The 13383-nt window shown below is 68.3% G+C and carries 11 protein-coding genes; 1 reads left to right on the top strand and 10 read right to left on the bottom strand.

The features are described from left to right. Positions 1–90 precede the first annotated feature (90 nt). From LRR16_RS01610 to LRR16_RS01640, 7 genes are all read right to left on the bottom strand, one after another. Positions 91–843, bottom strand: a complete 753-nt coding sequence (locus tag LRR16_RS01610; RefSeq protein WP_232204594.1) for a M48 family metallopeptidase — start codon at positions 841–843, stop codon at positions 91–93. 163 nt (positions 844–1006) lie between these two features. Next, a complete protein-coding gene (locus LRR16_RS01615) occupies positions 1007–1801 on the bottom strand; it encodes an enoyl-CoA hydratase (protein WP_232204595.1) in 795 nt (264 codons plus the stop codon). A 7-nt stretch (positions 1802–1808) separates the two neighbouring features. After that, a complete protein-coding gene (locus LRR16_RS01620; RefSeq protein WP_064576411.1) occupies positions 1809–2771 on the bottom strand; it encodes a tripartite tricarboxylate transporter substrate binding protein in 963 nt (320 codons plus the stop codon). A gap of 76 nt (positions 2772–2847) precedes the next feature. Then, entirely contained in the window at positions 2848–4029 is a 1182-nt protein-coding gene (locus tag LRR16_RS01625; protein WP_232204596.1) for a CaiB/BaiF CoA-transferase family protein, read from the bottom strand. A 120-nt stretch (positions 4030–4149) separates the two neighbouring features. Next, positions 4150–5082, bottom strand: a complete 933-nt coding sequence (locus LRR16_RS01630; RefSeq protein WP_232204597.1) for a LysR family transcriptional regulator — start codon at positions 5080–5082, stop codon at positions 4150–4152. Positions 5083–5185: 103 nt separating this feature from the next. Further along, the gene (locus LRR16_RS01635; RefSeq protein WP_232204598.1) at positions 5186–6532 is read right to left on the bottom strand and encodes an erythromycin esterase family protein; all 1347 of its coding nucleotides are present in this window, start codon (positions 6530–6532) and stop codon (positions 5186–5188) included. Positions 6533–6600: 68 nt separating this feature from the next. After that, positions 6601–7299, bottom strand: a complete 699-nt coding sequence (locus LRR16_RS01640; RefSeq protein WP_232204599.1) for a protein-L-isoaspartate(D-aspartate) O-methyltransferase — start codon at positions 7297–7299, stop codon at positions 6601–6603. A 285-nt stretch (positions 7300–7584) separates the two neighbouring features. On the opposite strand from LRR16_RS01640, the gene LRR16_RS01645 reads away from it, so the two are divergent. Beyond that, positions 7585–8019, top strand: a complete 435-nt coding sequence (locus LRR16_RS01645; RefSeq protein ID WP_064576370.1) for a hypothetical protein — start codon at positions 7585–7587, stop codon at positions 8017–8019. 210 nt (positions 8020–8229) lie between these two features. Here LRR16_RS01645 and LRR16_RS01650 read toward each other — a convergent pair whose 3' ends face one another. The 3 genes from LRR16_RS01650 to LRR16_RS01660 all read right to left on the bottom strand — a co-directional run bounded on the left by LRR16_RS01650 (position 8230) and on the right by LRR16_RS01660 (position 13352). After that, complete coding sequence (locus LRR16_RS01650; RefSeq protein ID WP_064576371.1) at positions 8230–9804, bottom strand: tannase/feruloyl esterase family alpha/beta hydrolase; 1575 nt, start codon at positions 9802–9804, stop codon at positions 8230–8232. 268 nt (positions 9805–10072) lie between these two features. Then, on the bottom strand, positions 10073–11587 hold the full coding sequence (locus LRR16_RS01655; RefSeq protein WP_232204600.1) for a PLP-dependent aminotransferase family protein: 1515 nt from the start codon (positions 11585–11587) through the stop codon (positions 10073–10075). Between the two features lie 283 nt (positions 11588–11870). Beyond that, the gene (locus LRR16_RS01660; RefSeq protein ID WP_231906472.1) at positions 11871–13352 is read right to left on the bottom strand and encodes an FAD-binding oxidoreductase; all 1482 of its coding nucleotides are present in this window, start codon (positions 13350–13352) and stop codon (positions 11871–11873) included. Between the last annotated feature and the right edge of the window lie 31 nt (positions 13353–13383).

The following is a 13383-nucleotide window of genomic DNA, read 5'->3' on the forward strand; positions in this document are numbered from 1 at the left end:
GACTTCGGATCAAACAGAGATGAAAAAGGGCGAAGCGCCGAAGCGCTTCGCCCTGGTGGCCATTCACGGCGAGCGACGGCCCGCGGCGGTTCAGCCGCCCTTGGCCAGACGGCCTTGCATGCGCTTGGCGCGATCGGCCGAGCCCGGGTGCGAATCGAACATGCCGGACTTGCCGCCATCGAGCTTGGCCAGCTTCTCGAACGCCGTCACCAGGCCCTGGCGATTGGCCTTGTTCTTCGTCAGCAGGTCGAACGAGTAATCGTCGGCCGCGGTTTCCTGTGCCTGGGAGAACTGCGCATTGATCAGCTTCTCCGACAGATCGCCCAGCTGCGACTGCGACAGCGCGGCCACGGTGCCGTTGGCGCTGGCCGCCAGCGCGCCGCGCGCGGCGACGGCGGTGTAGGCCACCTGCATCTGGCTCTTGCTGTGGCCCAGCGCCACGTGGCCGATTTCATGGCCAAGCACGCCGCGCACCTCGTCGTTGTTCATCATGTCCATCAGGCCGCTGTAGACGCGCACGCAGCCGTTGGCCATCGCCCAGGCATTGACGTCCTTGGTCAGGTAGACCTTGGCCTGGACCGGCACGCCGCTGTCCTTCAGGCCGGCCATGATCGCGGTCAGGCGCTTGGTGTACGGGCTGTTGGCCGGGGCGATCTTGTTTTCCTTGTCCGATTCGGCGCAGGCCTGCTCGGACAGCGACTTGACGTCCGCGTCCGACAGCGTGGCGGCCTTGAACAGCGAGCCGCCGGCGTCGACCATGCTGTTGACGTTGGTGCCGGCGCAGCCGGCGATCAGCGCCGCGGCGCAGGTGGAAAGCACAGTGAGAGAGAGAACGGTTTTCATGCGTTGCATTGCCCCTGGATTCTTATTAATTCGTTATCAAGCGTGCCCGACGAATAAAAGGCGCCGCATTGTACGATTGTTTCGATTCCGCGATTGCAAACAACGGTAATAAAAAACGCCGGACAGGCCGGCGTTTCGGGGTGGATTCACAGAAATAGCCGTTTCAAGATCGCTTGCGATTGACGAATTCCGCCATGTAGCGCTGCGGCTCGCCGGTATCGAAAGCGCTGCCGAATTCGGCGACGCTGTTGGCGATTGCCGTATCGACCGGTTGATCCTCCCATTCGCGCAGCAGCCGTTTCTGCTGGCGCACGACCGTCGGCCCGAAGCCTGCCAGCAGCAGTGCAACCTGCTCGACTTCGGCGTCGAGCTCGGCCAGCGGCACCACGCGATGCACCAGTCCCCACGACAGCGCCTGCGCGGCGTCGCACAGCTCGCCGGTCAGCAGCATCCAGGCCGTGCGCGCATTGCCGATCAGGCGCGGCATCAGCGCGGCGTGAATCACCGACGGAATGCCGACCTTGACCTCGGGCATGCCGAGGTTGGCGTTGTCGCCTGCGATCCGCAGGTCGCACGCCAGCGCCAGTTCCAGTCCGCCGCCGAGGCACCAGCCCGGCATGCGCGCGATCACGGGCACCGGGCAGTGCCGCACGGCATCGCACAGCGCGCGCAAGCCGGAGATGAAGCGCTCGGCGCTGTCCCGCGCCAGTCCCGCCATCTCCTTGATGTCCGCGCCGCCGATGAAGCCCTTGTCGCCGGTACCGCGCAGGATCAGCACGCGAACCCGCGGGTCGGCGGCCAGCGTGCGTACCGCCTCGGTCAGCGCGGCGATCACCGGCGTGCCGAGGATATTGAGCGAGCCGGCTTCGCTGATGGTCAGCGTGGCAATGCCGCGCGCGTCGATGGCGACGGCCGCATGGCGGCCCGGATCGGCAACAGGTGTGGCGGTGGTGCTCATGGTGTCCTCACTGCAGTTTGGCGAACTGGATCTTGTCGACGACGCGTTTCCAGTGCTGGTTTTGATGGCGGATCAGGTCCGCGAAGGCCTTGCGCGAGGTCCACGCCGGAATCGCGCCCTGCTTCTCGATGGCGGCAATGACCTCGGGGTCCGCCAGCGCCTGGCGCACCGCATCGTTGAGCTTGTCGAGGATGGCGTCCGGCGTGCCGGCCGGGGCGCCGAGGCCGAACCACGACGGATTGTTCATCGCCGGCAGTCCGGCCTCCGCGTAGGTCGGCACATCGGGCAGCAGCTTCAGCCGCTGCCTGGCGGCGACGGCCAGCGGCTTCAGGCGTTTGCCCTGGATCAGGCCCGACGAGGACGGAATATTGTCGAACACGACCTGGATCTGCCCGGCCACCGCGTCGTTCAGCGCCGGTCCCAGTCCCTTGTAGGGAACGTGCAGCATGCGTGTGCCGGTCTCGCTCATGAACAGCTCGCCGTTCATATGGCTCAGGCCGCCGTTGCCCGAGGAGCCGAACGAGTATTTGCCGGGGTTGGCCTTCAGCAGCTTGATGAAGGACGCGACATCGGTCGCCGGGAACGAGGGGTTGACTACCAGCACATTCGGCACGTCGGCCAGGTTGCTGATCGGCGCGAAGTCCTTGACCGGGTCGTACGGCGTCTTCACGTAGACGTTGGGATTGACCGCGTGCGAGCTCTCGACCTCCATGACCAGCGTGTAGCCGTCGGCCGGCTGCTTGGCCGCATAGGCGCTGCCGACCGCGCCGCCGGCGCCGGGCCGGTTTTCCACCACGACCGGCTGCGCCAGGATGGCGCCCATCTTCGTGCCGACGATCCGGGCCAGGATGTCGGTGGTGCCGCCGGCGGCGTAGGGGACGATCAGCTTGATCGGCTTGCTGGGATAGCTGTCGGCATGCGCGTGCGTGGCGACGGCGGCCGTGGCGGCCAACGCGGCAATCAGCCGCATGGACTTGTGCAAGGCGGCGCGGTGCGGATGTTTCAAGGGTGTCTCCTCGTGGATGTTCGTATGGAAAGGAAAGAACTCAGGCGCCGTGCTCGCCGAGCAGCGGCGGCGCGGCGAGCGGGGTGGCCGGCGTGTCCGTCGTGTCCGTCGTGTCCGTCGGCGAACCCGGCAGCATCGGATTGCGCACCATCGGAATGCGGCCGAGCACCGGATGTTCGGCGTGCCGCAGCAGGCCGCGATGCCGGACCTGCGGATGCGCGAACACTTCCTCGATCGAGTGGATCGGCCCCCATGGCACGCCGGCGGCATCGAAGGCGTCGGTCCATTGCCGGCGCGAGCGGGTTGCAAAGACCTGCGCCAGCAAGGCCCGCAATGCCGGCAGATTGGCGATACGCGCGCTGTTGGTCCGATAGCGCGGATCGGCCGGGAGGTCGGCGAGGCCAGCCACCTCGCAGAAACGCCCGAACTGCGCATCGTTGCCGATCGCCAGGATCAGATGGCCATCCGCGCAGCGGAATACCTCGTAGGGCGCGCAATTCGGGTGCGCATTGCCGCTGCGCGGCGGATTGCGGCCCGAGAACAGATAGTTGGCGCCCTGGTTCGCATTGAGCGCCACCGCGACATCGAGCAGCGCGATGTCGAGATGCTGTCCCGCACCGGTGGCCTGGCGCTGGAACAGCGCGGCCAGCACCGCCGACGTGGCATACATGCCGGTGCTCAGGTCGACCACCGCGACGCCGGTGCGCAGCGGTCCCTCGCCGGGCTCGCCGTCGGGCTGGCCGGTATAGCTCATCAGGCCGCCCATGCCCTGGAACACGTAGTCGTAGCCGGGCTTGTCGGCCATCGGGCCGCTTTGGCCGAAGCCGGTGATCGACAGGTAGACCAGCCGCGGGTTGCGCGCCTGCAGGCTCGCGTAGTCCAGCCCGTAGCGCTGCAGCGTGCCGGCCTTGAAGTTCTCGACCAGCACGTCGGCCTGGTCGGCCAGCGCCAGGATGGCGGCCTTGCCCTCGTCGGTGGTGAAGTCGATCGCCAGCGAGCGCTTGCCGCGATTGCAGCAGGCGAAGTACGCCGACATCCGTTCGCTGCCGTCGGCCGATTCCAGATAGGGCGGGCCCCAGCCGCGCGTGTCGTCGCCGCGCTCCGGATGCTCGATCTTGGTGACCTCGGCACCGAGGTCGGCCAGATTCTGGGTACACCAGGGCCCGGCCAGGATTCGGGACAGGTCCAGCACCTTGATGCCGGACAGGGCCTTGTGCAGCATGGGGTCTCCGCGTCGATTCGATCGCGGAGCAGTATATTTTTGCGCCCGGCGGCCAACCAGTCGAATGTCTTCAAGCCACCGTTCGTGGCAATTCAACGGTACGGCCGGGCCCTCGTCTCGTCACGGCTGTGCGTCCCGCGTCGCCGCCACGTGCGGATCGCCCAGCAAGAACTCGGCAAAGGCCTCGGCGAAGGCGGGCAGCTTGCCGGCGGCCGGCAGCACCAGATTCAGCTGGCGTCGCGCCCAGTCCTCGGCCAGCCGTACGCCAACCACACGGCCGTCGCGCAACGAGGCCGCGGCGACGCTGCGCGGCACCAGCGCCAGCCCGACGCCGGCCTCGACCAGCGCCAGCACCGCGTCGAAGGTCGGCGCATGCAGGCGGACGTTGGGCGAGCGCCCCAGCCGGTGCGCGGTATCCCGCAGGAACACCACATTGCTGGTATCGCGGCCCGGGCAGACGAAGTCGTGCTCCAGCGCCGCGCCGAAGCGCACGCCGCCGGGCTGCGCCTCGGCCTCGCGCGCCAGCGGATGATCGGCCGGCACCGCCAGCATCAACTCGTCGACCGCATACGGCATCCAGCGCACGCCCTGCGTCTCCACGTCGCCGGCCTGCACGCCGACGTCGGCCTCGCCAGCGGCGATGGCGGCCGCGATCTCGCGGCTGGCCCGCTCCTCCAGATCGATATTGACCTCGGGATGGGCGTTCAGGAAGCGGCCGACGCTGGGCAGGATGAAGCCGTTCAGCGAACTGCTGTTGGCGATCAGGCGGATATTGCCCTTCAATCCCGCGGAAAACCGGCCCAGCTCGCCATGCATTCGTTCGAGGCCGCGCAGCAGCTCGCGCACGTGGCCGAGCAGCGCGGTGCCGGCCGCCGTCAGCTCCATGCCGCGCGCCGCGCGCAGGAACAGCGGCGTGCCCAGCGCCAGCTCGAGGTTCTTCAGCCGATAGCTGGCCGCCGATGCGGTGATATGGATGGCGGCGGCGCCGCCGGACAGGCTTTGCGATTCAGCGATGGCCTGGAACAGCCGAAGGTCCGTCAATTCGTAGCGCACCGGGTTCTCTCTCGCGGGTCGGTCGATGGGCGATGCCGTGCATGGCGTGCCGGTGCCGCATTCTAAGCCCCGCCGCAGCGGCGGCCGGCGTTGGCGAGCGGCGCTACAGGCCGAACGGATACGTGTCCGGCATGCCGGTGCGCGCCGCGGTGGGCAACGGCGTCACCGCGTCGGTCCGATCGAACCAGGCGAGTGCATCGAACTGCTGCGGCAGGCAGGCGAACGCATAGTGGCTGGCGAACTCGGTATCGGGCCGGTACACGACGCCGATGAAGCGTTCCTGGCGCGGCACCGTCAGCAGCGCGCGCGCCTGCTCGTGGACGCCTTCGCGCAGGTCGATGAAGCAGCGGTCGATGCCGGTGCGCTGGAACAGCGCCTCGTAGCTGTCGGCGCGCGCGGGCACCACGTCCATCACCTGCATCGGGCCATCCCAGTCGGACGCCGCGGCGACGGTGCCGCGCGACGTGGAAAGGCCGATCAGCGCTGCTTGCTTGCCGAAGCGGGCTCGGCACAGCCGGCCGATATTGGTCTCGCCGTGGTCGCGGCCCATCGCGGTCGCGTCGGCATCGCCGATATGCGAGTTGTGCGCCCATACCACGGCCTTGGCGCCGGGCGCATGGGTGTCCAGCAGCCGCGCCAGCGTGTCGAACATATGGGTGTCGCGCAGGTTCCAGCTTTCGGGGCCGCCGTAGTACATCAGCCGGTAGTACTGCTCGGCCGAGGCGACCAGGTGCGCGTTCTGCGCGGCGTCGAAGAACGGCTCCTTGCCACGCGTCGCATAGTCGAGCTGGCGCTCCAGCAGCGCCTGCAGCTGGGCGATGACTTCGTCCTCGCAATCGCGCGCGCGGCCGGTCAGCACCGCGCGCCCATAGCGCGACGGGTCTTCGCGCCACGGCAGCAGGCAGCCGTAGCGCTCGCGCGCCTCGCGCGCGCCGTCGGGATCGACGCGGTTCAGATAGCCGAGCACGGTGGCGATCGAGCTGCCCAGGCTGTAGATGTCCAGGCCGAAGAAGCCTGCGCGCGTATCCGGCGCGCGTTCGGCGTTGTAGCCGCGCATCCATTCGACCAGCGCCTCGACCGATGTATTGCGCCACATCCAGGTTGGAAAGCGCCGGAACGGCGGTTCCTGGTGCTCGGCCGCCGGCAGCTGGCGGACATAGCGGTCGATCGCCGCGGCATCGGGCCAGTCGGCCTCGACCGCGACGATGCGAAAGCCGTGCCGCTCGATCAGCCGTCGCGTGAAGGCCGCGCGGGCATCGTAGAACTGCGCGGTGCCGTGCGTCGATTCCCCGAGCAACACCACGCGGCAATCGGCAAACCGGTCCACCACCGCGGCGAATCCCGGATCGTCGATGGCCGGCAGACGCTCGGCGGCCTCGGCGATCCGTTCGACGATATCGCTGTCGGCGAGCACCTGGCCGGTGACGGGATCGTGCAGTGCGCTGGTCATGTCGGTCCTCCGTGGATTGTCGATGGTGTCGATCGTCGTCTGGTCGATCGTCGTCGGGTCGATCGACTTCAGTCGCTGGGCGTTTCGTTGCCGGCGTCCTCGGCCGTGCGTGCGACCAGCGGCACGAAGGCCACGCCGGCGAGATCCTCGCGCTCGAGCGTGCCGTCCTCGCGCTTGCCGATACGCAGCAGCCGTTGCGCATGGCCCGGATGGCCGTGCGGCATCACCAGCGTGCCGCCCGGTGCCAGTTGTGCCAGCCACGCGGCGGGGATATCGGGGCTGGCCGCGGCGGAAACGATGGCGTCGTACGGCGCGCCCGCTTCCCAGCCGGCGGTGCCGTCGGCCAGGTGCACTTCGACGTTGTCGAAGCCCAGCGCGCGCAGCACGTCGCTGGCCCGCTCGGCCAGCCGCCGCCAGCGCTCCAGCGTGATGACGCGGGCCGCGATGCGTGCCATCACCGCGGCCGCATACCCGGAACCGGTGCCGATCTCGAGCACGCGGGAGGCGGGATGCAGCCGCGCGGCTTCGACCATGCGCGCGACGATATAGGGCTGCGAGATGGTCTGGCCGGAGCCGATCGACAGCGGCGCGTCGTCATAGGCGGATTGGCGCAGCGCGTCCGGCACGAAGCGCTCGCGCGGCACCTCGCGCATCGCCGCCAGTACCGCGGGATCCTGAATGCCGCGCGCGGCGATCTGCAGCTCGACCATCCGCTGCCGGTAGCGTTCGGGTTGTTGTTCGGGGCTGTCGAAGAGGGGAGGCATCATGGCGGGATCGAGGCGCGATTGGTCTGGCGCAGCTCTGTTCGCGATCGTGCTCGCATTGACGCATCGACCGTGCCATCGATGGCGCCGCACCATGCCGCGCGGTTTCGATCACGTCATTTCGTCGGCTTCCCGCAGGCTGGAAGATCGTGCACGGGCCCGCGTACAAGCCGTGTAAATGCTCCCTACGCGTGCGCGACGCTGCGGGCGCGATGCCGCTGGCGCCGTTCTTGCGTACCGCTCGGCTTCTTTTCCCTCGCCGTCCGGCGACTTCCAAGGAGCATGACGATGAAGAGCAAAGCACCTCGCACCCACGCGATCAGCGACGTCACCGATGTGACCGATGTGACCACCGAGCGCCTGGCCGAGCAGCGGCCGATTCCCGCGGTCACCGAAGTGCCCGACGCTTCCACCATGCTGGCGCGCGACTACCTGAAGCTGACCGCGCTGGGCTGGAGCTTCTATGCGGCGTTGATGGAGGAGGCGGGCTTCCAGTGGACGTCGTGGGCCTGGAAGTGGAACCCCGACGAGCGCCTCGCGCAGCAGATCACCGCGCCGGCACCGGCGCTGTCGATGGCGACGAAGTACGGGCAGACCGCCTGGGAAATCGGCGCTGACATGCAGGGACGCTGGCTGGACGCGTGGATGCGGTACTTCACGTGGAATCCGGCGGCGATGTGGGGCGGGATGACGGGAACCGCCGAGACGGGCGCTAGAGCGTAGTCACCACGGACCTGGGCGTTCGCGGTGGGACGATGTAGCGGAAGCGCTGGTGGAAGGCTCCCCTCTCCCATTTGTGGGAGAGGGGTGGGGGAGAGGGCAGCGGCGGTCGTATTCGTGATATCGCTCCTGCGGGCCCCCTCTCCCCCAACCCCTCTCCCGCCGCGCGGGAGAGGGGAGCAAGTCGTCCAGCGCGCAGGCGCCGAAGCACGTTTACGGCGCTGTGCACGTATAGTTCGACGCCTGCGCCGCCGCCGCCGCGTCGTTGGCCGGTCCCGTATAACGCGGATACTGCGGATAGCGGCACAGCGGACGCGAGAACGCGGTCGCGCCGTTGTTCTCCTTCGTCGCCGTCAGCGTACCCGGCGCGGAGCCTTTGGTGACCCAGGTATCGAGCGCCGTCAGCAGGTCGGTCTGGTCCGCACCCGGGCCGCCGGCGCAATGATTGACGCCCGGTGCCCGGTAGTAGCGCACGAACGCGTCGGCCGATGCCTGCCCGCCGACCGCGGCGACCATCCCTTCGTAATAGGCGTCGGTGGCCTTGAAGCTCAACGCGGCATCGTTGGTGCCATGCCAGAGGATCAGCTTGGCGTTGCTGTTCTTCAATGGCCGCAGGTCGGTATTGGTTGCGTCGTTGAGGTTCGACAGATTGGCCAGCGCGGCGACGTTGCTGTCCCACGTATAGGTCAGCGAGTTCTGTGAGCGGTCGCGCGCCAGATAGTTCTTGACCGTCGTGTCCTGAAACAGGAACTGCAGCGCGACGTTCAGGTTGCCGTTCCCGGTCAGCCAGGCGCCCCACGCTCCCGGGTCGTCCTCGTTGCCGCTCAGCGCCCAGCCGGCATTGGAATAGGCGCCGTTGGCCCACACCGCAGGCGAGGTCCACGATTGCACCGCCGCCAGTTGCGCGTCCGACAGGCAGGCGTCCCCGCCATCCGTGCCGCCGGCACAGCGAAGCACCGCCGGATCGAAGCTGCACGACCGCGGATTGGAAACGACGCCGTCCGCGATGCCATCCTGCGCATCGCAGGCATCCCGCACCGCCTTGGCGAGCAAATTGATCTTTGGCGCGCCCAGCATGCCGCCCGGAGCGGCGAGGGCCTTGGCATTGCGATTGAAGGCGCCCATGAAGCCGACCCAGTTGTAGGCCGGCGCGCGGGCGATGATGCCGTCGAACAGGTCCGGATTGCGCTGCGCCGCCATCAGCGCCTCACGGCCGCCATTGGAGCAGCCCTCGAAGTAGGACCGCTCCGGCGCCTTGCCATAGGCGGTTTGCAGCATCTGCCGCGCCGACGACATCACCGTCGGTACCGACTGATGGCCGAACAGCGCGGCGGCGTGCGGATCGTCGAGCGCGAAGTCCGCTGACAGCACGTTGCCGGCATGCCCCGAGTCGCTGTTGACGGTGGCGTAGCCCTGTTTCAACGCGGTCAGGTTGGTGGGAACGTCGATGCCGGGGATCGACCCGTTGTAACCGCCGCCGCCGCCGTAATACAGCTTGCCGTTCCACCGATCGGGGAGCCGCAGTTCCAGGTTCAGTCGCGGTGCGATGGTCGCGTTGACCTTGCAGAACAGCGGTTGGGGCCCGCTTGCCGCGACGGTCGCGGCCGCCGTGACCGTCGCGCCGGCGACGGTCTTGCCCGCGAGCTGCGAACACGCCTGCTCGGCATTGGCCGAGGCCGACGGCCCGGGTTTGTGGTCGTCGTCGCTGCCGCCGCAGGCGGCCAGCGCGGCCATCGCGACAGCAGTCAGGGCGATACGATGCCAACGGAAAGCGAAAGTCTGTGCCATGTCGTCTCCTTCGATGTCGTGGAGTCAGGCCAGGACGGGCGCGACCTGTCCCTCGACACCGGTCTGGCACGGACTCGAGCGGCTGCTGCTGTTGCTGCTGTTGCTGCTGCTGGGGGCGGTCCGAAGGAAGAATAGACGGGAGGCGAGGTGCAGATTGTCCCCGCGCGGACAATCGCGCCGCCATCGGATCGGGGTTTGCCCTAGGCTCGGCACTTGATGTGCTGCGCGGGCAGCCTGCCGGCAAGGGAACAGCGGGCGGTGCCGTGCCTCAGCGCCGCCGCTCGTGCTCGATCAGCTGGGCCAGCAGCCGCACGCCTTCCTCGATCCGTTCCTCGGCGATTCCGGTGTAGCCGAGGCGGAAGTGCGGCGAAGGTCCGTCGGTGGCAAAGAACACGTCGCCGGGCTCGATGATCACGCCATGCCGCAGCGCGATATCGCCGAGCTTGCGCGCGTCGAGGCCCGGCGGTCCCTCGACCCAGAACGATGACGCGCCCGGCGAATTCTGGACGCGGCATTGCGGCAGATGCCGCGCCAGCATGTCGCGGAGCACGGCCGCGCGGCGCTGGAAGATCGGGGCGACCCGCCGCAGCAGCGCGTCGTGGTGGCCCAGCGAGATGAACAGTGCGGTGGCGCGCTGGTTGTTGGCAGGCGGGTGCCGGAGCATGTAGCGCCGCAGCGCCCGCGCCTGGCGGATCACCGAGCTCGGCGCGACGATATAGCCGAGCCGGATGCCGGGCACGAAGGACTTCGACAGGCTGCCGACATAGATCACGCGGCCCTCTCGATCCAGGCTCTTCAGCGCGGGAATCGGCTGTGTCAGTGCCGGATTCTCGGTGTCGTAGTCGTCCTCGATCAGCACGACGTCGTGCCGGTGCGCCTCGGCCAGCAGCGCCTCACGCCGGTCCAGCGGCATCGTGACCGTGGTCGGGCACTGGTAGCTGGGTGTGACGAAGGCATAGTCGCAGCGCGCCAGCTCACCCTTGGGACGCAGGCCCGAGTCGTCGACCGGCAGCGGCACCACCTCGCGCGCCCGCATGCCGAAGATCGCGCGCGCATCGCTGTAGCCCGGTTCCTCCAGGCCGACCACCGCGTCGCGCATCAGCAGATCGGCCAGCAGATAGAGCGCATGCTGCGCGCCCAGCGTGACCATGATCTCGTCCGGATTGGCCCAGACCCCGCGGCGCGGCAGCACGTGGCGCTGCAACTGCTCGATCAGCAGCGGATCGTCGCGGTCGATCAGGTCGGAGGCCCAGCCACGGATCTCCAGCACGGCCAGCGCCATGCGCGAGCATTCGCGCCAGTCCGCGGTCGGAAACAGCGCCGGGTCGAACTGTCCATAGATGAACGGATACGGATAGTTCTGCCAGTCGTTGGGCTTGACGATGGCGCGCAGGCCGCTGATATCGGGCAGCCGTTCGCTCCAGTCGGGGCCGGGCGTCTCGCTGCCGCCGTCGCTGCGGGCCGCCGTGTCGGCGTTCGCCGTGGACGCCGGTGGCGCCACGCTGGGCAATTGCTGGACGACGAAGTAACCGCGCCGCGGCCGCGTTTCGAGGAAGTGCTCGTCGACCAGCTGCTGGAAGGCCAGGATCACGGTATTGCGCGCGATGCCCAGCGTCGCCGCCAGTTCGCGGCTCGACGGCAGCGCGCTGCCTTCGGGCAATTGCCGCGACAGGATGGCGGAGACGATCTGCTGGCGCAGCTGCGCCTGCAGGCTCAGCGCCGAGTCGGCGGGCAATTGCAGCAGCCGATTCCAGAAGGTGTTTCCCTTGCCCGCCGTGGCCATGCCGTTCGCGCTCCGTATCGCCGGTTTCGTCCTTGGATCGGGAAGCATTATCGGATATGGGGCGGGGAGGGGGTATGGGTGGAAAGCCGGTGATCGAAGGCGATGCGTCGCTGATGGCTTTGCTTCCCTCTCCGCTTGCGGGAGAGGGGCTGGGGGAGAGGGGGCACGCAACAGCGATATCGCGCGCTCGACCGCCTGGCCCTCTCCCCAACCCTCTCCCACAAGTAGGGAGAGGGAGCGCGTTGGCGGTTGGCCCGTCGCGCCGCGCTGGCAAGCGCCTCAACTACAGCACATCATCCTTCAAGTGATACCAGTGGTACAGGAACCGCTGCCCCAGCCGCCGGAACGGTGCGAACGCCGGCGACTCGACCCACTCGCGCACATTGGGGAACGGCAGCGCCGAGCGGAAGATCGGCAGCTCCGGTCCCGGGTTCTTGCCCGCAATCATCGCGGCCATGCGCCGGCCGGCCTGGGCCGAATACATGACGCCGTTGCCGCCATAGCCCATCGCGTAATAGATCGTCTGCGCGGGATCGGGCCGGAAGATGCGCGGCATCATGTCGTGGCTGACGTCGACCCATCCCCACCACGAGTAGTCGATCGGAATGCCCTTGAGCGCCGGGAACTTGCGCACCATGTCGTCGACCAGCTTCTGCTCGTATTGGGGCCGCGGCGCGTCGGTGCCGGTGATCGCGCTGCGGCTGCCGATCTGCAGGCGGCCGTCGGGCATCAAGCGATAGTAATGGCGCAGGATGCGGGTGTCGGTGATCACCTGCGTCGTGCGGAAGTTGCAGGCCGCGATTTCATCGGGCGTCAGCGGCCGCGTCACGATCGAGTTCGACAGGATCGGGAACAGCCGGTTCTTCAGATGTGGATGCAGGTTCTGCGAGGTATAGCCGCCGGTCGCGACGCCCACCGCGCGCGCCCGCACGATGCCGCCCGGCGTGCGCAGATAGTGCACGCCGTCGCGCGTGGTCCAGTCGAGCACCGGGCTCGACGGGTGCACGGTCGCGCCCAGCGCGCGGGCGCGGCGCAGATAGCCGAAGGCCAGCTTGCCGGCATGGATGCCGATGCCTTCGGGCTCGTGCATCGCCCCGGCCGCCTCCTTGTCGTCGACGTATTCGCGCTTGACGGTATCGGCATCGAGAATGCGGGCGTCGTAGTGGAAGACCTCGCGCAGCAGCTTGGCCTCCTTCTCCAGCGCCGGCATCGCCTCGGGACGGTGCGCGATGTACAGGTGGCCGCCGGGCTGCGGATCGCAGTCGATATCGCGGATCAGCGTCTTGAAGGTCTCCATGCCGGCGCACACTTCCTCGTGCAGCCGCAGCGCGGCGTCCAGGCCGTAGCGCTGGATCCATTGCGAGCGCTTGAGCCGGCCCGACGCGCATTGCGCCTGCCCGCCGTTGCGCGTGCTGCAACCCCAGCTGACGCGGTTCGCTTCCAGCACGGTGGCCTTGATGCCGTGTTCCTGCGCCAGGAAGATCGCGCAGGTCAGCCCGGTGAAACCCGAGCCGATGATCGCGACATCGACGTCGACGTCGTGCGTGATCGGACCGTCGTCGGGCGGCGGCTCGCCGGCGGTGCCGATCCAGTAGGTCGGCGCGTAGTCGCGGCCCTGGCCGGGCGTCGGCGCGACCAGCGGGTCGTAGGCGGGATCGTAGGGCCGGGACGGACCGGTTGCCCGGTTTTGTCCGGTGTGGCCACCGGCCTGGCCCGGCGTCCCGTTCTCCCGTCCGATGGCGGTGATATCGGCAATGGCTTCCATCGCTGCGCTCCTGTTGGCGACGCGTTTGTCG

The organism is Cupriavidus sp. UGS-1, from assembly GCF_021213615.1.
GTDB lineage: Bacteria > Pseudomonadota > Gammaproteobacteria > Burkholderiales > Burkholderiaceae > Cupriavidus.